This window comes from Bdellovibrio sp. NC01 (assembly GCF_006874625.1).
In the GTDB taxonomy this organism is placed as follows: domain Bacteria; phylum Bdellovibrionota; class Bdellovibrionia; order Bdellovibrionales; family Bdellovibrionaceae; genus Bdellovibrio.
In genome coordinates this window covers 2,205,508-2,227,864 of sequence record NZ_CP030034.1, presented here as the reverse complement: position 1 = coordinate 2,227,864, position 22,357 = coordinate 2,205,508, and the positions used below count along the sequence as shown (strand labels likewise).

The following is a 22,357-nucleotide window of genomic DNA, read 5'->3' as shown; positions in this document are numbered from 1 at the left end:
CATAATCGCTTTATATGGCAGCAATTATGAAATTTCTAAAAGCACTTGTGGTTCTCGTCATCGTTGGTGGTATTTGTTACGCCCTGGTTGAATATTACAGCGTGATCTTCTCTAAAACAATCAATGGTCAAATCACAGCGGTTGAGCGTGTTGAAATTCCTGTTGCATTGATTTCTCGCGCGAACAGCGACATCAATGAAAAAGTTTTTTCATTCGCAATTGGTATCAAAGACGAAAAAACTGGAGAAATCTACACAGCTTCTTCTGAAGATCGTCAGTGGGCCGTTGCGCAAAAAGGACAATGTGCAGAAGCTGTTTTCTTGCCTTATCCTCCTTGGAAGTTTACAAAGAAAGATACTTACTTCGGCGCAAGACTTGTTCGTTTATTTGACTGCCCTAAGTAAGGGGGAGTTCACATGTACGAGTTACTCTTGTTGGGAACCTCAATTGGCGCAGGCTTCTTAGGTTCCCTGTTAGGCTTAGGCGGCGGCATTATCGTCGTTCCAGTTCTAACCTTAGTTTTTCACGTCAACATTCGTTACGCGATCGCAGCAAGTTTGATATCAATTGTTGCGACATCTTCAGGCGCAGCAGCCAGCTACCTAAAAGATTCACTGACTAATTTACGTCTCGCTGTTTTCTTGGAAATCGGAACGGTTACTGGTGCCATCGTTGGTTTCTTGATTGCGTCCTACATCAAAGCGCAGTTTTTGTTTTTACTTTTTGGTGGTTTGTTGTTTTTCTCAGCCATCATGATGTTAAGAAAGCGCGAAGAGCATTTTTCGGGTCACAATCATCCTTGGGCGGAAAAATTAAGACTTGATGGTTCGTATCCAGACGCAAAAGGCGGTTGGATTCACTACAAAGTCGAGCATGTGCCACTGGGGTTGTTTGCTATGTTTGGTGCTGGAATTCTTTCTGCACTGTTAGGTATCGGTTCGGGTATTTTCAAAGTACTTGCAATGGATGGCGCGATGAAAATGCCCATCAAAGCGTCGTCAGCCACTTCCAACTTCATGATCGGTGTGACAGCTTCGGCAAGTGCTGGCGCTTATTTACTGAAAGGCGATATTCGCCCAGAAATTGCATCGCCGGTTGCCGTTGGAATTATCATCGGTTCGTTCATTGGTGCAAAGATGATGGTGAAAATTCCAGCCGTAAGAATTCGTCAGATCTTCGTGGTTGTGCTTGCGATCGTATCAATCCAAATGATCATGAAAGGACTTAGCTAATGGAGCAAAATCAAGATCCAACATTAGATCCGTTACATCAGCTTGAACTGACGATTTCAAAACTTTTGCGCACAGGTGTTTTACTTGCGGGAATGTTTTTGGCAATCGGTTGGGTGTGGTTGTGGATTCAAAATGGTGACATGCTATCGAGTTTCACAACATATGAGCCAAAAAGCTTCATGGAGACAATTCACTGGGCGTTGTTAATGAATGATCGTCCCATGATCATCTCTTTAATTGGTATGGTGATCTTAGTGTGTTTGCCGGTAGCGCGTGTATTTATGACAGGCGTTCTATTTATCAAACAAAAAGACCGCGTGCTTGCGATTATGGCGTTCGCCGTCTTTGCCGTTTTAATTGCAAGTTTCTGTTTGGGCATTGATTTGTAGTTTTAAAGATTTCCTCTATCGCGTGGCCAAAAAAAGCAAGCTGTCGAGTAGAAGGAGGGAATTTGAGAACTGGTTCAAGGGAATGAATCATCGTCTTCTATCGGCAGCTTGTTCACTTATTATTATCTGCCTAGTTTAATATTTCTGCAAATCTCCTGGTCCTTAATAGAAAATGCTGGCCTCTTTTAAGTCCAGAGTCCTAAGATAAATGCATGAACATGAAAAATCTCAAATTCACAGCGTTTATTAATCTTTACGGTCTAGTAAAAATCCCACTTGTGTTGTTTTGTTCACCGCGCGTGATCGAAATGAACGATAAAAAATTCGTATTGAAGATTCCTTTGAATTTCAGAACGAAAAATCATCTGAACTCGATGTATTTTGGTGCATTGGGTATTGGTGCAGAATTGTCTTTGGTGGCACCTGCGGTCGCAGCGATTGCGGAAAGCAAACAGAAGATCGATTTTGTGTTCAAAGATTTTAAAGCGGAATTCTTAAAGCGCGCGGATGGTGATGTGCACTTTATCTGTGAAGAGATCGAACACGTACTTGCGGTCATTGACGAGGCAAAAACAAATCCAGCACGTGTCGAAAGAAAGATGAAAGGCTACGCAGTGGTGCCTTCAAAAAATCCGACAGAGCCCGTAATGACTTACGAGCTGACTTTGTCGGTGCGTAACAGATCACTCAAGTCCTAGGCGCGATACAGCTTTCACGCTGTCATCGTACTCGTTAATGAGTTTACGATAGATGTCGTGAACGCTTAAGATATCGTCGACTAAGCCCACAGATTGGCCAGCTGTCCAAACAGTTTTCCAAGTGGGCTTCATCGCTGCCTCTTCTAATGACTTCATGCCCATCAAGTGAATCAACGGCACCATATATTTTTTTGTCATTTTGTGTTCTTTCAGAATCTTGAAAGCCCACGGTAAATCCGTTCCCAATTTTTGCACATACGGAGTATTGATAACAGCTGCTGGCGTTCCTGACACACGCGTTGTCATCACGATATCTTCCGGAGTGGAATCAACGATGGCCTTTTTATAAGCCTCATCGACTTGTGCTTCTTTGCTGGCGATAAAACGTGTACCAACGCTAACACCCGAAGCACCTAACGCCAAACACGCGGCAATCATTGAACCATGAGAGATTCCGCCCGCTGCTAAAATTGGAATCTGCAATTGAGTTTTAAGCCATGGAATCAAAACCAACGGCGAAATCGGTCCCGCATGGCCACCAGCGCCCGCGCCCACAGCGATGACACCGTCAGCGCCCATATCCTGAACTTTCAAAGCGTGTTCAAGGTTTGTGACGTCACAGAAAACTTTCGCGCCATTTTTATGTGCTTCTTGAATCACCGCTTTCGGAGAGCCTAGTGAGGTGATAAACATATCAACACCGTTATCAAGAGCGATCTTTAGATCGTCATTCTGACGTTGATTGCTTTTGTTCACGATGATGTTTACGCCAATTGGCTTTTTTGTTTGTGACTTGATTGTCTTTAAAGCTTCCGCATATTTTTCAAGCGGGCGATAATTCAAAGCGGGGAATGTGCCGATACCGCCAGCCTCACTCGCTTGAGTCACAAGGTCCGTGTTGCTAACTAAAAACATAGGTGCCGCGATAATAGGGAAATCGATACCCATCAAGTCAGTAAAAGGTGTCTTAATTTTTTTCAGCATACTTACGTACCTCAATTTTTTGTGAATGATAAATTCCTGAATGACCTGAAAACAAATAGCTCATCACGCATGCAAGGGCTGTGTAAACCGCAGCTTCGCTTCCGAATAACTCTAGCGCCATCAATGTGCACGCCAGTGGTGTGTTGGCGGCTCCGGCAAATACGGCAACAAAGCCCATTCCTGCAAGTAAAGAAACCGGCAATGGAATCATCCACGCAAGTGCATTACCTAAAGTTGCTCCAATAAAAAATAACGGTGTAACTTCGCCGCCTTTAAAGCCAGCACTTAAAGTCACAACCGTAAAGATCAACTTTAAGATGAAATCATAACTCGGAACAGAATGCTGAAAACTTTCAACAAGCACAGGGATGCCTAATCCCAAGTAGCGGTCTGTCTGGCAAATAGCAACCAAAACTAAAACAAGAATACCACCGACGAACGCGCGCAGGGGAGTGTAGCTGATGAAGTTCTTAAATGCTTTTGTGGAGCGATGCATGCTCCATGAAAATAAAAAGGCGCAAAGCCCGAAGATAGCGCCAGCAATCAGTGCCCATGAAATATTAAAGAACGAAAGTGCCGGGACCTCTGATATTGCATAATGTGTATGATGAATGCCCCATACCAGGCACACTTGATCGGCAACAACGGCGGCAATAAAGCATGGCAAAATTCCAGACGTGCGCATGCGGCCGATCGCCAAAACTTCCAAACCAAAAATTGCTCCAGCCAGCGGAGTTCCAAAAACCGAGGCAAAACCACCGGCGATACCGGCCATCAGCAACAACTTACGATCTTCAGAATTTAATTTAAAAATTTTCGTTAATTGATCCGCAAGACTTCCACCCATTTGGACGGCCGTGCCTTCGCGTCCCGCAGAGCCACCAAAAAGATGCGTCGCTAAAGTTCCGAATAAAACCAACGGCGCCATTCGTAACGGTACCACCGCTTGTGGATTGTGAATTTCATCAATCAGCAGATTGTTGCCAGCTTCGACCTTTTTTCCAAACAAGTGATAAACATACGCGATGATCAAGCCGCCCACCGGCAAAAGATAAATCAACCAGGAATGCGACAGGCGAAACTGTGTGATGAAATCAAGAGCGTAAAGAAAACCCGCAGAAGCTGAACCTGCAAGAATGCCGACGATGCTTGCGATGAAGAGCCACTTTAAAAACTCTGGAAAGATGCGAACTTGTTCGAGTGATTTCTGAAACGATGCTGAAATAAAGTCCTCCTCGCCCTATGTAGGATACGAGGAGGTATGGAGGAGGCAAGGATTTTTTAAGGTTGTAAGTAACGGCTGATCAAAGTGTAGACTTCTTTTTTAACAGCTTGCTCTCTTTCAGGAGATTGAGGTCCTAGAAGGCTCAATTGCAAGATGTTGTTAAAAGAGCTCACGATGAACAAGGCAACCATGTCGCGATCTCTGCCTGGCAATGCTGGCATATGTGCTAACACTGCTTTTTGGTAGTGTTCGAAGAAAACTCTGCGCGTTTCCCAGTAATCCAACATGCCTTGTACGCCCTGCAAAGCAGTTCTTAAAGGTCTGTTGTCGTGGAAGCGTGTGAAGCCGATATCGATGAAAGCATGAACTTTCGAATCAACGTCTGTGGCTTCAAGTTTCGCCAAGTGTTCTTCAATGTAAGCGAGGTCTTTTTGAAGCAAGTCGTCGATAACGGCTGCAACAATAGCTTCTTTATTCGCAAAGAATTGGTAAAGCGAACCAATACTTACACCCGCCATTTCGGCGATTTTATCAGTTGTAATAGCGTGATAAGGCTCTTGCACTAATAGACGTGCGCATGATTCTACGATGCTGGCTACGGTCTCTTTAGATCTTTTTTGGACCGGGATTTTCAGCATGTACTTCTTTTCAGGATTCGTGTGGGTAACAGGAGCTGCGCCCATGATGTCCTCCTTTCGAGGTCAGTAACTTTGCTCGTGTTCATATTCCACCTAGGTAGCTTAATATTCAATACTGGATACCTAAGTATCAAAATACAGTACCGGAGGTCCCCTTATGAGTAACTTTTCAAAAAATCTTAACAGAAATCACAAACCATCGTCCTAATATGGTACAAACCTCACCTTGCGTCCATTTCTTACAGATTTGAAATCAAAGACCTGTTGAGATTTGGAATTTTGCTTATAACGGAAGCAATTTTTCACAAGCAAACGCGAGAAAAAAAGAGCATTCGACTGAATTTCTAACAATGAATTTCATCGATGCTCATAAAAAATCGCGAAAAATCTAACATCAGTTAGATCCTCTAATTTTTCGTGCACCACTGCGCATCACGCATATTTTTCGTCACTCCTCACATTTATAAAAAGCTAAAAAATATGATCTTTCATGATCTGCATCATCGTTTTGGACCGCAAAGTTACATAAACTCAAAGGCATAGGAGGTCTCTGTTATGAATGAACAGGACTCACAGAAATTGAGTTGTTTAGGTGAAAAGCTTGGTGTGTGCATCAAGGACCAAAACAAAACCGTGCTATTTCAGAATGGCGCTTCGCTAAAGATGTGCGGCAATCTAACAGGGCAAGTGTGCGGTAAAGCGTGCATGAAGCTTTATCATCAAGTGGAAGAGTGTTCTGCGATCTCTCAAGGGATGAAGCTCTTTAAGAATACGGATCTTGATGGCAGCAAGGTCGATGCAATGATTGTGAATGATGGCAACAACATCACGACATTCCTGTATCCATTGGATGAAAATCAAGACAAGTATCAAAAGCAGGAAGAGTACTTCGTTGAAAAAGGTCTGACGAAGAGTGAGATCCGTATCATGCAAATGGTTTTGCAGGGTATGACGAATGCAGAAATTGCAGAGAAGCTTTTCATTTCCAAAGCAACTTTGAAAACGCATTTGAACAATGCCTATAAAAAGCTTCCAAGCTCCATTCGTCCGTCGCAATTAAGAGCGTAGGTCGAAGGGCCTACGGCGCTGGGGAGATATCAGCGAAACGATCTTCCTGGCGATCATAGAAGTGACGAGTCAACACATACACCGGGCAGTGAGCCGCACGTACCACGTTGCGAGTGTAGCTGCCTAGCAGAGCCGCACTCATCGGTCCGCTTTGGGCTTCCATCACAATCAGATCTACATTATGACGATCAATAGCGTTCAGGATAAGTTTATCAATTCCTTCAAAGCTGCTATCGACTTGGAAGTTGGCGCGAACGCCTTCACGCTCGGCCCACTCAATCCAGTGATGGGCACGTTGCGTTTGGTGTTCAATTTGATGTTCGACAATTTGATCTAATGTCAGCATCTTGCCCTTGTAATTGTAAACCTTCGGGCGAGTATCTAGATCAAAAAGACTTTCAATAGGACGGGCAATGCAGTGGAATAAAGTGATCTCTGCGCCGAACTGCTTCGCCATTTCTAAAACATGGCGATAGTTGTCTTTAGAATGCTCGCCGAATTCAGTGGGAAACATAATGTTTTTAACGCCGTCGGTGTGCGTGCAGTGCGCACCGATCACATAAACAGGCACTTCGGATTGTAGAAGCAAGCTTTCCGCAAAACTTCCCAAGATAAAGCGCTGAAAACCCTGACGGCCATGGCTGCCAACAACGATCATGTCAGCCTTCGTGCGCACGGCATAGTCCGACAACACTTCGGCAGCACCGGCGTGCGATTGTGAAGCGTGAGGTATGACATGCGGCTCTTGTAAGAAGGGCAGATTATAGTCTTCAAGCACTTCGCGGAATAATGATTCCGCCGTACGCGAATGATCTGTGACCCAGGTTGGAACTTCGTAAGTGGGAAGAACGATTTCATTTTCGCGTAGAAGATATAAAGGCTCAATTTCCGCACGAGTGGATTCAAATAAATGCGTTAAAATATCAGCCATTTTCTGGTTCAACTCTTTGTTGTCTTCAAACGCATCCATCGCCCAGATGATTCTCATCGGAAACCTCCCACATTGCTCTTATTGCGCCAAAGGCGGCACGACTTCGCAAGCATGGCCTTGCGGGCAGTGTAAGGAAACAAACACTCTAGAAGGGGAGGTCAAGATTCTGAAGACGCTGTAATGAGATTTCGGAAATAAAAAAGGCCGTGATTTCTCACAGCCTTTTTTGAAAATCTAAATTTTAAAGAAGAACTACACAGGATCTGCAACTTGGTTTGTTGCATTGGCATTTTGTTTTGCCTCTTCTTCTTTTTCCATGCGCAAAATATATTCTTTTGTCGCTTTTGGAAGTTCATTCCACATTTTGATCGAAAGGAACAAGCCCATGATCGCAAATGGAATCAAGAATAGTGGCCAGTAAGCCCAGCTTTTCGCAGACAAGTAACCGATAGCAAGTGATTGCAAACCTGAACCCAAGTACACGCAACCATCTACGATGCCAGAAGCTGTTGCCGTCATTTTCTTACCACCGAAGTCAGCAGCGGCTGTACCCGACATCAACGAGTGAACGCCGATAACTGCCAAAGTCATAAGAACTGCTGCAGAACCAACAACTGTCGGATTGCTGAACAAGAAGAACGCCATCACCGCAAGCAACACGATCATGATCATGTTGTTAATCGCTGCTGGAGGACCACGACGAGATTGGAACAAGCGGTCTGAAACCATACCGGCTACGAAACCACCGATGATACCAGTCAAGCAAAGCAGAAGACCCCAGTTTTTCGTGAAGAATTCAGTGCCTGCGAAGTAAACAGGATCTTTATCTTTCATCTCGTGAGCGAAAACCAAATACCATTGCATGATACCGTTACGCAAAACGCCTGACGTGAAGTCAACCAAGGCGATCGTGTACATGATTGGGCTTGAGAATACTTTTTTAAGTACAAGGCTCATTGTGATTTGAACGTTTTCGTCGTCACCAGAAGACGCGTCCGCTGTATCGAAATCGTCGAAGTTCGCTTCTTTTGGAGAATCCTTCAAAAGAACCATGTCGATCAAAGCCCAAACAACCAACAAGAATGATGGGATGAAGAAAACCAACCATGTCGCGTTCGTCGTCAAAGTGTCGATCGCGAACAAGTGTTGAATCATGCCCGTGAACCAAGAAGTATCAGTCGGGTGAAGCTTAGAAGCTTCAACGATCGCTTGACCCCAGTCGAAGGCAAAGTACACACCGAAAGAAATCAAAGTACCGAAGATCGCGCCGAAAACGCCGCGCTCACGTACGTGGAACCAATACGCTTTTACTTTGATGATTGAAACCGCACCGTAAGATTGGAAGAACATGTTGAGTGCAAACAACACAGAGAACAAAACAACCATATTTGTTTTCAAACGACCCATCATATACAGATAAGTCGCGCCACCCATGGCCATATTCATGATCGCTGCACCCAATGTCGCGATGATGATACCTTTTTTACCGCCGATCTTATCGACGATGGGACCATTTAGAAGGAAAGAAAAACCGTAAGTGATTGTACCGGCAGCGAAGATCAAACCGAATTGTTCTTTGGTCATCATGTCGCCCAAAGCATTCTTCGCAACGTTCAGGTTGTAGCGGCCCATATATAAGAAGGCATAGCTCATACCCAGCGGGAACCAGTTAACGAATCGACGAATCATGAACTTTCGCGTGTGGTTTAAAGGATTGTTCGCGAAGTACAAGAAAATTACCGCAGCGAGACATAAGCTCACGAGTAATAATGCCATGGGTGCCTCCAATTACCTCGGGCGAGCCGAAGCGTAGACCTGTAATGTAAAATTCGCAGTGAACGTAAAATATAAATAAAGAATTTGCAACGCGGGAAACGCGCAAAATCCTTAATAAGCTTTAGGATTTCGTTAAGATCCTCGAGAGAAGCATATAAATTGAATGCATCACGATATTCATAGCGTGCCTATTATTCACATCTGATAGGAAGCGCATAATTTACATTTAGAGCCATAAGAAAAACTTATGGAAAGTACAATTATTATCTGTTTGTGCTTATAGGTCTAGGGCGATAATGTTGTTTCAAGACGAGACGACGAAAGTCGAAACTCTCTGTACCTCGGTGCTTCCAGACCGCCCTCTATCGCAAGAGGATCCTAGGTCGCAAACTTAAAACCGCCGTGATCACGGCTCATATAATCCCACCATAAAGCCCCACCTAAAAGCCGCACCGAGGCTTGCGCGCGTACAGTTCTGCTTTATAATTGGCGTACTATGTCATTTAAGTATTCTCCTCTCTACGAAAAGCAAAAAGATACAACTCAATACAAAAAGATCTCTTCAGATCACGTTCGTGTTGAAAAACTCGGCGATAAAGAAGTTCTGATTGTTGAACCAGAGGCCTTGGAGCTTTTGGCGCAAGAAGCACTGAGCGATGTTTCGCATCTTCTTCGTCCAGCTCACATGGCGAAGCTTGAAAAAATTCTTCAAGATCCTGAAGCTTCACCAAATGATCGCTTCGTGGCGATGGATTTAATTAAGAACGCTATCATCGCGGCACAAATGGAATTCCCATCATGCCAAGATACCGGCACAGCGATTGTTGTCGGTAAAAAAGGTGAGCGTGTGTTCACTGGTTTTGATGATAAAGAGTTCTTGTCGAAAGGTATTTTCAATACCTATCAAAAACGCAATTTGCGCTTTTCGCAGATGGCGCCCATTTCTTTCTTTGAAGAAAAAAATACGGGCACAAATTTGCCAGCACAAATCGACATCTATTCTGAACAAGGTGACGAGTACAATTTCTTGTTCATGGCTAAAGGTGGCGGCTCTGCGAACAAATCTTATTTGTATCAAAAAACCAAAGCGGTTTTGAATCCTGAAGGTTTTGAAAAATTCGTGCGCGAGACTTTGAATTCTTTAGGAACTGCGGCGTGTCCTCCGTATCACTTGGCTTTCTGCGTGGGTGGTACGTCGGCGGAAGAGACTTTGAAAGTTGTTAAATACGCCTCTGCAGGTTACTTGGATGGTCTTCCAACTTCGGGCAATGAATCAGGTCGCGCTTATCGCGATCTTGAGATGGAAAAGCAAGTTGAACAATGGGCGCGTGAGACTGGTATCGGTGCACAATTCGGTGGTAAATACTTCGTGCACGATGTGCGCGTGATTCGTTTGCCTCGTCACGGTGCAAGCTGTCCTATCGGCGTGGGCGTAAGCTGTTCTGCGGATAGAAATATCAAAGCGAAGATCACTCGTGAAGGTTTGTTCCTTGAGCAATTGGAACTTCACCCAGAACAATATCTGCCAAATCATTTGAAAGATGCTTCAGCGGAAGCGATCACGATTGATTTGAATAAGCCGATTGCTGAAAACTTGAAAATCTTGTCGCAACAAAAAGTGGCGACGCGTGTGATGTTAAATGGTCCGATGATCGTAGCGCGTGATATCGCGCATGCGAAGCTGAAAGAAAAAGTAGATCGCGGTGAAGGTGTGCCTGAATACTTCAAGCAATTTGCCGTGTATTACGCAGGCCCTGCCAAAACTCCAAAAGGTTATGCATCGGGTTCCTTCGGACCTACGACTTCAGAGCGTATGGACCCTTACGTGGGAACGTTCCAATCTTTGGGTGGTTCGATGATCATGTTGGGTAAAGGCAATCGTTCGCCACAAGTCACAGAAGCTTGTAAGCAGTACGGTGGTTTCTATTTAGGTTCCATCGGTGGTCCAGCGGCACGTTTGGGTAAAGAGTGTATTACGAAAGTGGAAGTACTCGATTTCCCAGAGTTGGGCATGGAATCAGTTTGGAAAATTGAAGTAAAAGATTTCCCAGCGTTTATTATCGTTGATGATAAAGGTAATGACTTCTTTAAATCAGTGATCAGAAAACTGTAAGCGATAGAGAAAATGAGAAATAAAAAAAGGCGGGGAGTTCCCGCCTTTTTTTTATTGTTTGATCTGACACTGAACTGTGCAAGTTGATCTGCATTGCACGTAAGCGTTTTGATCAGGTGGAATATAATTCGGACTGCAATAAGTGTTGCAGCGATTTGTGAAGCTTAGCGGATTTCCTGAATCCATGCGGCACTGAAATTCCGCTTGGTATTTTCCATCGCGTTCCGAGCGATCTTGAAGATTGCGTGGGCAGAAGTAATCGTTGCCGCGGCAATAGCCGGAAGCTGAACCGCTGCCTTGCGTGTATGTCGTGCTTGCGAATGCCGTAAGTCCAAGAAGTACGAGAGGCAAAGAGATCAAAAATATTTTTTTCATGACTCATTTCCTTTTGTTTTATGAAGTTCTGGAATCAAAATTGGTACAGTTTGAGTAACCACGTTGCAAATGACCGGGCCGATCAGGAGTCCCGGTAAACCCATGACGATAACTGCGCCCACAACGCATGTGAAGCCCACGATCGCCGGAGTGTCATCGTCTTTGCCGCTGATTAAAATCGGCTTCAAAAGATTGTCAATCGTGCCCGCGACAGTCGCAAATGCCACCATCCCGAAACCCGCGCCGTTTCTGCCGCCGATAAATGCAAGAAGGGCCAGCAGGAAGCCGACGGGGGCTGCGCCAATCACTGGAATGAACGACAATACAAAAGTAATTGGCGTCACAATCCAGAAATCACCTTCACCACAAATCAAACTTCCGAAGCCAATCGTACACGCTTGAATCACGCCGATGACGAAAGTTGAAAATAAAGTCGTCGCGCAAGCTCGTTTAACGACAGCGATGATTTTTTCAGTTAACGGCTCATCCAGCAAGCTGTACTTCATCACAAATCCTTTGAACGAGTTCGCCTGTGCAAGCAACACGATCAAGAAGATTAAAAACATTGTGAGATTGAACAGAACAGCCGGGGCTGAGCTAATGACGTCCGTTGAAAATGTAAAAACAAATGAACCTAAACGGTGCATGAGGTTGTCCAAAGTCTCACGAACCGGCGAAGTCAAATCAACTCCGACAATGTTTGAGATTCTTTCGATCACGCTAACAGCAAAATTCTTTAGAGTATTTAGTTGCTGTGTGATGTGGCCTGAATCAAGATTCTGCGGCAGTTTTACCACGGTGATTAAGCGGTAGATGGCTAGGCTAAGTGGCACCCAGAAAATCGCTAGTCCAATAACCGTGACGAGGGTGATGATCAAGCCGCGCGGAAGTTTTAAGCGCGCCGTTGTGCGGTTGATGAAATCATTCAGTCCCAAAGCAAAAATGCCGGCAATAATGAATGGCAAGACAAAGGGAATGTTGATGATAAAGAAGCTTACCAGCAACAATACCAACAGGATAGAAATCACAACGTTCGATCTATTTCTTAAAGCTTCAATCATGACATAAATGAACGCATGTTTTTTAAAGGCAGGCAAGTGTGAACGCAGCTTGCTTTCTCAATAAAAAAGCGATTTCCTAAGTTTGGAGGCTCTATGTCGAAACATTACACTCTTATAACCGGTGCGAGCGGTGGCATTGGCTACGAACTTGCGCAAAATTTTGCGAAGGATGGACATAACCTCATTCTGACGGCGCGTTCAAAAGCTGCAATGGATGAGTTGGCAGAAAAGCTGCGTAAAGACTATGGCGTTCAGGTGCAAGTTTTTGCAGCGGATCTGAGTCAAGCGACGGAGTGTTTGAATTTGCAAACTTTCTGCGAAGACGGTGGTTTTGTGATTGAAAATCTTGTGAATAACGCGGGCTTCGGCGATCACGAGAAGTTCTTGAACGCCGATTGGAAAAAACTAGAAGAGATGATGCGTTTAAATATGGAGTCTCTTGTGCGTCTGACACATGAATTCTTACCTGGCATGGTGGAGCGTAAGTCAGGTGGTGTTTTGAATGTCGCCTCAACGGCGGCATTTCAACCCGGCCCGTTTATGGCTGTTTACTATGCAACGAAAGCATTTGTGTTGAGTTTTTCAGAAGCCTTGAATGAAGAACTTGCTGGTACCGGGGTTCATGTCACGTCCTTGTGCCCCGGCCCAACAAAGTCTGGCTTTCAAAAAACGGCCAACATGGATAAAGCCAAACTTTTTGAAATGCTGAACATTCCTAGTTCAGCAGCAGTCGCAGAATACGGATATCGCGCTTTTAAAAAGAAGAAGGCGGTGGCCATCCATGGCCTCATGAATAAGATCATGGTTCAATCCTTGAGAGTGTCGCCCCGATTTTTAATACTTAAAGTTGTTCGCCTTCTTCAAGGTAAGTAATTAAAAAAAATTATTCAGAAGAAACAAAGTGCAGGCCAAGCTCTTGCACTTGTTCTGAAGAGTTCCACTTCGACCAGCGCACTTGTCCTTGCACAGTGATGAAATCGCCTTCTTTGTTTTGATATGAAAGATTTACGAAGTCTTTCGGCTCATAAAACTTTGCTGAAATTTTCAAACACGAACCATGTGGCGATATGTTTTCAAAATGCCCCGGAAGCATCGGTTTAAAAGTTTTGGTATTGCCCACGGGAAGTGTTGAAGGACTTAATAGGCCTCGCACTTCGTGTGGTTCGCGCTTATCCTGGCGAAGTTTGACGTGTTTGCCGTTCAACGCTTTTTTAATATTATCAATGAGACTGTTTTCTTCGGTTTTCCATAGAACCACGAAATCTTCATTGTGTTTTAGTTTTAGTTTCATGTTGGCGGAAAGTTCGTTCACGACAAAAATCGTTTGCATGTTGGGATATGTTTTTTGGAAATGTGTATATAAATCGAAGTGACGCATTTCTAAGAATGGCAAATAAGCAACAACAACCATCGGCTCTTTATTATCAGCAGCGATTTCACGGATGTCGTAAGGATTTGCAACGACCATCATCTCGAAATTTTTTTCGCGCTTAAAAATTTTTGGAATGATTGAAATACCTGTCAGTAAAACTTGTGTCTTCATCTCTGTTCCCCCTGTGCGAAGGTTCAAAGCAAAGAAGTTGCCAACTTCTACTCGAAGAAAAATCAACCAGAACTGAAATCCTTTGACAGGTGTCTAGTGTTCGCTAACAGCAGATTTTTTATAACATCTCAAAATGAGACGCGCTAAAATATTGAAAGGAAGGGGGAAATCACTATGAACAAGAACCCTCAAGCTTCTCAGGCAAGCTCAGATAAAGGCTTCTTATCTATTATCAAAGATAAATCAGGTAAGTTAGGTTGGATCTTTCTGTGGCTGATAGGTATTCCAATTCCGATCCTGCTTATTCTTTATTGGATCAGGGGCTGTACTTAATAGTCTATTAAGTCACCTTTTGGCCGTGTCCCCAAAACGCAGCCGACTCCACAAGTCCACCTAAAACCGAGTGGAAGTGAGATTGAGTTTGCAGTTTTGCCTGACCGAAGCGTTTCTCGAATTCCTTTTGAATAAAAGGAACCTTCGCAGTTCCGCCGGTGATGCAGACAAGCTCGACTTGATCTGAAGTGACGCCTGCAGATTGAAGGCACTGGTCTAGGGATTCGAAGATTTTTTCGCGAGTCGTTTGCGCCCAATCGATAAACTGTTGGGCCGTGAACTTCTCTGCGACTTCGATTCCTGGATAGTCGAAATCAAAATCAGTTTCAGCATTTGCTGAAAGATCGCGTTTGGTTTTTTCGATGCGCTCAAAGAATGGGAAGATCTGTTGGTCTTCAATGAGTGCGAACAAGCGATCAATAGACTCTTTATCTTTACCCGTTAAAGAGGACTTACGAACTTCGCGGATGAATTCGTAAGTGTCTTTTTCTTTCAGGTGCACGATGTGAGCAGGGTGGTTCAATCTTTGTGTGATCGTCACAGGCATGCTTAGGACGTTGCTGCTCATAGGTAAACGATATCGCGACTTTGCGCCGAAATATTCATTCAATTTATGACTCATGAACACGCTATCAAGGGCGTCGCCTGCCATAGGGCAACCGTCGATCGCAAGGACGTCTTTTTTATCAAAACCGTCGGGGCGCAATTTAATTAAAGTAAAGTCTGAAGTCCCGCCACCAAAGTCACCGATCAAAACGATTTTCTCTTCTTTGATCTCTTTGCGATAGTCGAAGGCGGCGGCTAAAGGTTCGGGAACGAATTGGACATCTTTAAATCCTGCCCATGCTGCAGCTTTTTCCATGCGATGAAGGGCGAAGCCATCAGCAACAGGGTCCATTGAATAACGAGCAGGTCTACCGATGACAGCACGCTCAACTGTTGTGCCTAGTGCTTTTTCCGCACGCTTTTTAAGCTCAAGCAGGAAAATTCCTACCATGCTTTCTAAAGTCAGGATGCGATTATCTAAAACTGTTCCCAAATAGTTTTGGTTGGGAAGGTGCGATTTGAAAGAACGAAACAGGCGTCCTTCCATGTCTTGCTCAATGTATTGTTGAATCGCCTCGCTACCGTAGTAACAAAGATCAGGATTTGGAAAATACAAAAGAGTGCGCATCATGCTTGGATCAGCAGCTTTAGGATCTACTGGCAAAGCAAGATGAGTTTTTCCGTTATGAAAAGCACCTACAAGTGAATTGCTGGTACCGAAGTCGATGGCAAGAATGGAATCAGACATAAATTAGATCCTGTCATATATCAGTGTATTTAGCAATTTTTAGGGCAATTTGGACCAAAGCTTTATGTCTGCGGCAAAGCGCTTTATTGTTTAGGAATGAAGGTCGTATGTTGTGTCGTTTTAGCTCTCATTCTGAATTCTCCCGTGTTGTTAGCTCAGACCGAAATGGCGCCTGCTGAGGAGTCTCAACGTGTGCAAGAGGCCACGAAACAGGAAAAGAAATTCCCGACTTTAGATGAACAGGAAAAGTTGAAGATTCTTTATTATAAGCCCATGTATTTTGCGTACGGGAATCCTTTAACGAAGATTCAGCTCAGCCTGCGTGTACCACTTTTTCAGGAAATCCCTATAAATTTCGGCTATTCGCAAATGATATTTTGGGAATTAGGTGAAGATTCAAAGCCTTTCTTGGATGCGACTTATAATCCGGAATTTTTTTATCGTATGAAGCTCAATGAATCATTTTTTAATTCTGTCGATTTTGGAATTTGGGAGCATAACTCAAACGGCAAGGGTCACGATGATTCCCGCTCGTATGATACGAGTTATGTGCGTGCGAATTTTCGGTACGACACGCGTCGTTGGGCTTGGCAGGTGATGGCGAAAGGGCAGTACCTATATAGCATCGATGATACCAACCGCGATATCGTGGATTACGTCAGTCCCTTCATGTATGAGATTAAGTTTTTACAGCGTTTCGATTCGTGGTTTGATCATCTTGAGGTCATTATGAATATCAACCCCGGCGGCAAGTGGGGGACAGACTTCGCCAAGGGCGGTTATCAGTTAAGCTTTGACTTCCATTTGGGCGGACTTAAGGTTGTTCCTGCATTTTATTTGCAGTACTATTACGGTTACGCCGAAACCTTGTTGAACTACAACGAAAGAGTGAATGAGTTTCGCGCGGGACTAATGTTCTAAGGGGAACTCATGGATAAGCTTAAATTCATCGAACACGTTCGCAGTCAATTATTGAAAGATATGGCTGTTCTTAAAGAGGCTGCTCGTGCGACGGCTGAAGCTGCGACTCATGAAGAAAGTAAACCCGAAAATGAATATGATACTCGCGGTCTTGAGGCCTCTTACTTAGCGGGCGCTCAATCAAAACGTATTGTTGAAACGGAAGAGTTGTTGGTGATTTATAAACATCTTGAGCCAAAGATGTTTGGTCCTAATGATCCGATTTCAGCAACGGCCTTGGTGCAAGTTGAATTAAACGATAAAAAGATGTTTTTCTTTTTGATGCCTAAAGGCGGCGGTTTGAATATTGATTTTGAAGGTCAGCGTATTCAAACAATTACGCCCAATAGTCCCCTGGGCGAGGCTCTATTGGGCTTAAAAGTAGGACAAGTCGCGATCGTTGAAAAAGGGGATCAGGTTCTTGAGTACGAGATCCTCTCGGTGCAGTAATTACTGACAACGGTAAGATAAAGTATAACTTCCTGCTGGCAGATTATTTTGGAAGACAAGTTTTAAGCCTTGCACTTCATAACTGTCAGTATAGTTCGATCCATCTTTCATCACGATCACGGAAGCAGTCGTTGAACCAATCGGTGCGCAATCCAGATCCATCGTTTTCACCATTTGACTGACGCTTTGACCGATGCCGGCAAGTTGGGCGCCGTAATCACTGGCACACACAGTACCGATGATAGAGCCACCGACTGTGCCATAACCAAGCAGTCGTGAAAGAGCATCATAAGTTGGGCCATAAGCTTCACGGCCTTCGTTATAGCAAGCTTTATCACCTGGGCGTACGATGATGGAGTTGAAGATAAATTTCTTACTTGGCCAGTTTGTATTCACAAGGCTGATCAAGTTTTTAGGAATGTTTTTATAAGCTGTCGCTGATTCATCCGCGTCACTGATTAAGATCACTGAGAATGCGGCATCGGATCTGAAGAAGTTTTTCTGATTTGTTTCACCAGCGATGGCTCTTTCAATCACACGGTACGTGACGTAGATACCTTGCTCGCTTGCAGAACCTGTTTCAGGTCTTTGAACAGTATTGCTAAGAGCCGTTTGTGCGTTAGCTAAACCCATTGCTGGAGTGATCACGTATTGATTTGTGAAACCCGTCAATGGCAACAAGCGACCATCACCATATGTTTTATTTGAAGGATCTGTTGTTGTGACGGCAATACGGTAATCCAAGTTTTTCACTTGCTCCATCAAAGAGCTTACACGTTTCGCCATGCTTTTTTGTACGTCTTGCATTGAAGGCGAGTTGTCGACCACAACCAAGATATCGACTTTATTATCAGCCGTAACCGCTTTTGTTTGTGTGATTTCGCGATAAGGGCTTGTGATTGTGAAATTCAAATAAGCTTGACCGCTTTGATTTAAGTTATCAATCGCAGTGACAGTGACTTTATGAACTCCGGCGCTTGCATTCGCTGCTGTGATCGCGCCTGAAATACCTGCACATGCTACAGCTTGCCCGTCAAGAAGGCAGCTTACGGATTTAACACCGACGCCAGCGTCGCTAGCTTGATAGTTGAACACATTGTTAGTGCCAGTTTGATAAGAGTTGCCGCTTGCCGCAGTCAACGTTACTTGCGGAGGCAAGTTGTCGTGCAAGATGTTAGCAGAAGCACAGAAGCTGACGCCGCCGTCGTAGTCTTTGAACTGCACACTCACTGTATTTGATTTGTTCGCTGATCCAAGAGTCCATGCTTTTGAAGTCGCAACAGGTTCCCAAGTTCCGCAGGAACAATCAGGAGTATTACTGATCTTCATTTGGCTTACGAACATGCGATTCAGTGTCAGTGTGACATTCATGTCGTTCGTTGATGTCGCGCCGCCATTAATAGCGATTGTTCCCGCATCAATCAAACCTGCTTGAGGTGTGCCGCAGTTTGCGTTCGGTGAACCTGTTGTCGAGCCAGTTGGTGAACCCGTGTAACCACCTGATACGTTGCCATCAGAGCTTCCGCCCGTTGAAGTTCCAGGCGATGGCGAAGGCGACGGGCTTGGTGATGGACTTGGTGATGGTGAAGGAGAAGGTGTCGGTGTTGGATCGACACTTTGACTGCCGTTATCATTCGATGGATTTTGTGATCCTGTGGAATCTGATCCAGATGGTGCTTTGCAGGCAATCAATCCCTGAGTCAGCAGCAGAGCGATCATTAATTTTCTAAATGCGTGGCTAGTCATATCCATCCCTTTTGGTATTCGTGCGGGTTTCAAATGATCCTAGCGTGCTGCCTAATATTTCCACAATCCGTCGAGCTGCAGATTTTTTCCCGTGAAGAAAACTTAGACAGTTTGCTCAGAGGAGATTTTTGGATTGTGAAAACTCTTTTTGCGATTTCTGGTTGGCGAGTGGATAAATTCTTTCACAGCAAATTAACAGATGAAAAAATAAATTCTCAAATTAGTACGGCAAGACGTACTGGACGTGGGAAATTTCAATGGGATCTCACCGTAGTTGCTTGGAGAATTGCTCAGGTATGTCTTACATCTATTAGTACAACGAATAATCACTGGAATTTATGGTAAATGATAATTCATCGAGCGGAAAAATCTTAGAATTCAAAACTTTTTCTAAAGAAGAGTTGCCCGAATTAATTCGCATTCGTGTGTTGGAGTTTGTGCAGCTGATTTGCCAACATCCCGAACACGTGAACGTTGTATTAGCTCAAGAAAGTAATGAATTGAATTTTTCAATTTATTGTTCAGAGGAAGATAAGAATCGTCTCGAAACTACGGATCAAAATATTCTCGCAAGTCTTGAACAAGTTGTAGAGGGACTCACTTTCCATCATGGATTCCGTGGATCCATCAAATTATTCGCGATGAACGTCTTATAAGAAGGCGCAGAATCACTCGCAATAGAACGCTGATTGGTAATTAAATATAGAATGAGCGCCTAATCCGCTATCCTTAACAATATGTCACTTGAGTATATTGAAATTTGTCCTGACGAACTTAGAAAGCAGCTACGCGAACGCGGTCTGACGCATGCCGATTTGGCGAGCATGTTGGGGCTTTCAACGAAATCAGTGCAAAGATGGCTGAATCAATCTATCAAGCGCATGAAGATTGAAAATTTGGAAAAATTGGCGAAGGCTCTGAATATTGATAAAGAGCTGATCACCAAACAACGAGTTCCATTCCGGCCATCTCCGCTGAATCGCTCTTTTGAAGATCTTTGTTCTGAACACTTAGTTTATGCGATGGCTGCCAATGAAGATTGGAAAATCTACGCCAGTCTTTTGCGTTCTTACGGTCCAAAACAGCTCCCGTCGGTTCAAGAAGCTTATTTATATAAAAATCTAGGAATTGCGTCGCTGCGTTTGGGTAAGATGAATGCCGCGAAAGTTTATTTGGATAAAGCCGTCACGTTGTCTGAATCAAATGGTGATTATAATTTATTGATGATCGCATTGACGACTCATCAAGATCGTTGTCATATGATCGGCGATTATAAAGCCGGCATCCATTACTACAATAAAGCGACAGAAATCTTACCCAAAATCACGAGTGATAAAATTGCGAGTTTATATCTTGCCCGCACGGGAAAATTCTTTACGCAATGTGGTCGTGTTGATGAAGCGGTTTTTCTTTTGCGCCGAGCTTTAAGTCGTTACTACAAAACGGATACTCCGAACGTTCAATTCATTGCGTTTTGCCTGTCTTACCTAACGTGGGCGTATCTTCGTGCAAGAAATTATAAACTCGCTCGGACGACAGCCAAACGCGCGTTGCGTGCTTCACACCGTGCTGGATGGATCAGGGGTCAGTCTTTAGCACTTTATACTCTGGGAATTTTAACTTACTTGCAGCCAGAGGGGCGCGAGCTTCGTGATAAGTATTTCGGTAAAGGCCGTGCGATTAAAAGACACATTCCGAATCGTCCTATCGATGCTCCCATTGAAAAACTGGAGTTCTTGCGCCACTGTTTGAACCAAGATTTCGAAAAGGCCAAGAATTCGATAGTGTGGCGTTTAAAGAAAAGTCGTCGTAGCAATTTATATTTTAGCTATGCCATTTTGGATGCTTTGTTTTTAGCAAAATTAGACGGGGGAGTTCAGCCTATTCGTAGTACCTTCGTGGACCGCGCAGAAGAAGTCTTCACAAGAATGCAAACGGCTGATGCGCTGGAAGCATTGAAGTTTTTAAAAAGTAAATCTTCGATCACGCAAGAAGACTTGCTTAAATATTTCGTGTTCTAATTATTTCTTCGGAAAATGTTTATAGTACAGAGTCCATGAATCAATCATAGAGCCATCTTCAAAGACGCAATAGTCATATTGTTTGCCGTCTTTTTCTTTAAGAATTCTATTCTTTGCTTTCAAATCCCAGCAGTATTGCGCTGCCGGGTTGCCAGCAAGAGTCGTGTTGGGCTTCGTGGATTCAGTCGCTGGTTTTCCCGTGTAAGCAGTCCAAGCTTGGCACGAAGGCTTGCCGGATTTGATGCAGTCAGCTCCGATTTTAGCGCCTTGGTATTCGCTAATTTTCACTTCGCGATACTTTTCGTTCTCATAATAATTCAAAGACGTTTGTGCGAAGCTCTGTGATGACAGTAGGAGAGTGAAGGCGATTAGGAGTGTTCTCATTGTGTGACCGCCTTGTCTTCGAAGTAAGTTAACGTCGCATCTTTATAATATGTCCTATCTAATAACTGTTTGGCATCTACCCAGCCATCGCTATTCGCCGATTGCCATGATTGACCCCAGCTATTGACAATTTTGATTGCGTCGTAACACTTATTTTGGCTGTTGCAGACTTTCCGATAACCCGACACGACCACTTGATGTTGGTTCTTGCAGTTTTTGTTGCTTGGCTTTTCATCTAAGCAGATATTGCCAAGAGCGAGTGGACGTTTTTCACCCAAAGTTTTTTTAATTTGTTTAAGTGTTCCCGCATAATCACCTTTTTTGCCAGTTTCGGGATAAAAACCAACTTTTACATCTTTAGCTTCAAAGAAAGCGCTATTCTTTGCGCGAGAGCATTCCGGTGGAAAAAATAGTTTTGCGACGAATTCCGAGTAAGTCTCTTTGCCGAAAGCTTTCAGCATGTCTTCGTTTGAACTTTTTATTTCGAAATTTTGATTGATTTCATCTTTTGCGGTAGCGAAAAAGTCAGCTGCGCAAGTAGGACATTCTTTTTTCAACGACTGATATTTGTCGTAAGTTTTTTCTAATTTTTCCCAAGCTGCAGTTTGAATGTCGGTGGCATCTTTTGCTCCGCCAATTTTACTGAGAATTTTGTCTAAAGAAACGCATTCTTCTGAAGGAGCGCTGTGAGTTTGATAAGCGATAAGTTGCATTACGTTGGCGGCAGAACCACCATCGATTTTAGCTCCAGCACCATAAGACATTTCGCCATTTTCTATGGTGGAGTATTTAGTTAAGGCTATCGGTGAAAAAATATCTTTATTTTCAATCTTTGTGCAGTCAGTTTTCTGATATCTGCAATTTTCCGCTGAAAGCATTGTTGATGCTGCGTAAGCGTAGCAGACGCCTAAGCTATCTTGTGACATCACTGGTTGAAGATTAGTAACCTCTGTAATGCTTCCTTGAGTTTTATCGGAAGTTGGGACGGCGTTAAAGCCGTAGACCTGCGCTTGGGAAATAGAGCCAAAAAACAATGAAACAAATATTAGTTTTATCGCCATATATGAATATCGTCTTAGTTTGGGACAAAAATGGATAGTCTAGAGCATGGATACCTGGACTAGAGTCGGATGTAA

The 22,357-nt window shown here is 43.9% G+C and carries 24 protein-coding genes; 12 read left to right on the top strand and 12 right to left on the bottom strand.

Going from position 1 to position 22,357, the window contains the following annotated elements; translation table 11 throughout:
* The first annotated feature begins 14 nt into the window (after positions 1–14).
* From DOE51_RS10690 to DOE51_RS10675, 4 genes are all read left to right on the top strand, one after another.
* Positions 15–404, top strand: a complete 390-nt coding sequence (locus DOE51_RS10690; protein ID WP_142696553.1) for a hypothetical protein — start codon at positions 15–17, stop codon at positions 402–404.
* Positions 405–416: 12 nt separating this feature from the next.
* The gene (locus tag DOE51_RS10685; RefSeq protein WP_142696552.1) at positions 417–1,232 is read left to right on the top strand and encodes a sulfite exporter TauE/SafE family protein; all 816 of its coding nucleotides are present in this window, start codon (positions 417–419) and stop codon (positions 1,230–1,232) included.
* On the top strand, positions 1,232–1,621 hold the full coding sequence (locus DOE51_RS10680) for a DUF1634 domain-containing protein (RefSeq protein ID WP_142696551.1): 390 nt from the start codon (positions 1,232–1,234) through the stop codon (positions 1,619–1,621). Before DOE51_RS10685 ends, DOE51_RS10680 begins: the two co-directional genes overlap by 1 nt.
* 218 nt (positions 1,622–1,839) lie before the next feature.
* Entirely contained in the window at positions 1,840–2,319 is a 480-nt protein-coding gene (locus DOE51_RS10675) for a DUF4442 domain-containing protein (RefSeq protein WP_246845033.1), read from the top strand.
* Here DOE51_RS10675 and DOE51_RS10670 read toward each other — a convergent pair.
* From DOE51_RS10670 to DOE51_RS10660, 3 genes are all read right to left on the bottom strand, one after another.
* Positions 2,305–3,303, bottom strand: coding sequence for a nitronate monooxygenase family protein (locus DOE51_RS10670; protein WP_142696549.1), 999 nt, complete (start codon positions 3,301–3,303; stop codon positions 2,305–2,307). The two genes, DOE51_RS10675 and DOE51_RS10670, sit on opposite strands and share 15 nt — an antisense overlap.
* On the bottom strand, positions 3,287–4,363 hold the full coding sequence (locus DOE51_RS10665) for a voltage-gated chloride channel family protein (RefSeq protein ID WP_210415521.1): 1,077 nt from the start codon (positions 4,361–4,363) through the stop codon (positions 3,287–3,289). Before DOE51_RS10665 ends, DOE51_RS10670 begins: the two co-directional genes overlap by 17 nt.
* 221 nt (positions 4,364–4,584) lie before the next feature.
* Entirely contained in the window at positions 4,585–5,211 is a 627-nt protein-coding gene (locus tag DOE51_RS10660; protein WP_142696547.1) for a TetR/AcrR family transcriptional regulator, read from the bottom strand.
* A gap of 510 nt (positions 5,212–5,721) precedes the next feature.
* On the opposite strand from DOE51_RS10660, the gene DOE51_RS10655 reads away from it, so the two are divergent.
* The gene (locus DOE51_RS10655) at positions 5,722–6,234 is read left to right on the top strand and encodes a helix-turn-helix transcriptional regulator (protein ID WP_142696546.1); all 513 of its coding nucleotides are present in this window, start codon (positions 5,722–5,724) and stop codon (positions 6,232–6,234) included.
* Between the two features lie 10 nt (positions 6,235–6,244).
* On the opposite strand, the gene DOE51_RS10650 is transcribed toward DOE51_RS10655, so the two are convergent.
* Together DOE51_RS10650 and DOE51_RS10645 are read right to left on the bottom strand one after the other, a co-directional pair.
* A complete protein-coding gene (locus tag DOE51_RS10650) occupies positions 6,245–7,222 on the bottom strand; it encodes a universal stress protein (RefSeq protein ID WP_142696545.1) in 978 nt (325 codons plus the stop codon).
* 195 nt (positions 7,223–7,417) lie between these two features.
* Entirely contained in the window at positions 7,418–8,941 is a 1,524-nt protein-coding gene (locus tag DOE51_RS10645; RefSeq protein ID WP_142696544.1) for an MFS transporter, read from the bottom strand.
* Between the two features lie 496 nt (positions 8,942–9,437).
* On the opposite strand from DOE51_RS10645, the gene DOE51_RS10640 reads away from it, so the two are divergent.
* Positions 9,438–11,054 carry a fumarate hydratase gene (locus tag DOE51_RS10640; protein ID WP_142696543.1) on the top strand — a complete coding sequence of 539 codons (1,617 nt, stop codon included), beginning with the start codon at positions 9,438–9,440 and terminating at the stop codon, positions 11,052–11,054.
* A 51-nt stretch (positions 11,055–11,105) separates the two neighbouring features.
* Here the strand turns inward: DOE51_RS10640 and DOE51_RS10635 are convergent, their stop codons facing one another.
* Both DOE51_RS10635 and DOE51_RS10630 read right to left on the bottom strand, forming a co-directional pair.
* Complete coding sequence (locus tag DOE51_RS10635; RefSeq protein WP_142696542.1) at positions 11,106–11,429, bottom strand: hypothetical protein; 324 nt, start codon at positions 11,427–11,429, stop codon at positions 11,106–11,108.
* Positions 11,426–12,490 carry an AI-2E family transporter gene (locus DOE51_RS10630; protein ID WP_142696541.1) on the bottom strand — a complete coding sequence of 355 codons (1,065 nt, stop codon included), beginning with the start codon at positions 12,488–12,490 and terminating at the stop codon, positions 11,426–11,428. The genes DOE51_RS10635 and DOE51_RS10630 overlap by 4 nt, the downstream gene beginning before the upstream one ends.
* Before the next feature lie 93 nt (positions 12,491–12,583).
* Here DOE51_RS10630 and DOE51_RS10625 point away from each other — a divergent pair, with 93 nt between their 5' ends.
* Positions 12,584–13,363 (top strand): SDR family oxidoreductase, encoded by a 780-nt coding sequence (locus DOE51_RS10625; protein WP_142696540.1) that lies wholly within the window; start codon positions 12,584–12,586, stop codon positions 13,361–13,363.
* Between the two features lie 10 nt (positions 13,364–13,373).
* On the opposite strand, the gene DOE51_RS10620 is transcribed toward DOE51_RS10625, so the two are convergent.
* Positions 13,374–14,033, bottom strand: a complete 660-nt coding sequence (locus DOE51_RS10620) for a PilZ domain-containing protein (RefSeq protein WP_142696539.1) — start codon at positions 14,031–14,033, stop codon at positions 13,374–13,376.
* Between the two features lie 340 nt (positions 14,034–14,373).
* A complete protein-coding gene (locus DOE51_RS10615; RefSeq protein ID WP_142696538.1) occupies positions 14,374–15,660 on the bottom strand; it encodes an Hsp70 family protein in 1,287 nt (428 codons plus the stop codon).
* 96 nt (positions 15,661–15,756) lie between these two features.
* Between DOE51_RS10615 and DOE51_RS10610 the strand changes: the two genes are divergently transcribed.
* Positions 15,757–16,581, top strand: a complete 825-nt coding sequence (locus tag DOE51_RS10610) for a phospholipase A (RefSeq protein WP_142696537.1) — start codon at positions 15,757–15,759, stop codon at positions 16,579–16,581.
* 9 nt (positions 16,582–16,590) lie between these two features.
* Positions 16,591–17,070 (top strand): GreA/GreB family elongation factor, encoded by a 480-nt coding sequence (locus DOE51_RS10605; protein WP_142696536.1) that lies wholly within the window; start codon positions 16,591–16,593, stop codon positions 17,068–17,070.
* Here DOE51_RS10605 and DOE51_RS10600 read toward each other — a convergent pair whose 3' ends face one another.
* Positions 17,071–18,816 carry a VWA domain-containing protein gene (locus DOE51_RS10600; protein WP_168196427.1) on the bottom strand — a complete coding sequence of 582 codons (1,746 nt, stop codon included), beginning with the start codon at positions 18,814–18,816 and terminating at the stop codon, positions 17,071–17,073.
* Between the two features lie 135 nt (positions 18,817–18,951).
* Between DOE51_RS10600 and DOE51_RS10595 the strand changes: the two genes are divergently transcribed.
* The 3 genes from DOE51_RS10595 to DOE51_RS10585 all read left to right on the top strand — a co-directional run bounded on the left by DOE51_RS10595 (position 18,952) and on the right by DOE51_RS10585 (position 20,837).
* Positions 18,952–19,161 carry a hypothetical protein gene (locus DOE51_RS10595; RefSeq protein ID WP_142696534.1) on the top strand — a complete coding sequence of 70 codons (210 nt, stop codon included), beginning with the start codon at positions 18,952–18,954 and terminating at the stop codon, positions 19,159–19,161.
* On the top strand, positions 19,155–19,472 hold the full coding sequence (locus DOE51_RS10590) for a hypothetical protein (RefSeq protein ID WP_142696533.1): 318 nt from the start codon (positions 19,155–19,157) through the stop codon (positions 19,470–19,472). Before DOE51_RS10595 ends, DOE51_RS10590 begins: the two co-directional genes overlap by 7 nt.
* Before the next feature lie 81 nt (positions 19,473–19,553).
* On the top strand, positions 19,554–20,837 hold the full coding sequence (locus DOE51_RS10585; RefSeq protein ID WP_142696532.1) for a helix-turn-helix transcriptional regulator: 1,284 nt from the start codon (positions 19,554–19,556) through the stop codon (positions 20,835–20,837).
* Here DOE51_RS10585 and DOE51_RS10580 read toward each other — a convergent pair whose 3' ends face one another.
* Both DOE51_RS10580 and DOE51_RS10575 read right to left on the bottom strand, forming a co-directional pair.
* Positions 20,838–21,221: a DUF333 domain-containing protein gene (locus tag DOE51_RS10580; RefSeq protein ID WP_142696531.1), complete on the bottom strand. Its 384-nt coding sequence runs from the start codon at positions 21,219–21,221 to the stop codon at positions 20,838–20,840.
* The gene (locus DOE51_RS10575; protein ID WP_142696530.1) at positions 21,218–22,282 is read right to left on the bottom strand and encodes a hypothetical protein; all 1,065 of its coding nucleotides are present in this window, start codon (positions 22,280–22,282) and stop codon (positions 21,218–21,220) included. The genes DOE51_RS10580 and DOE51_RS10575 overlap by 4 nt, the downstream gene beginning before the upstream one ends.
* Positions 22,283–22,357 lie beyond the last annotated feature (75 nt).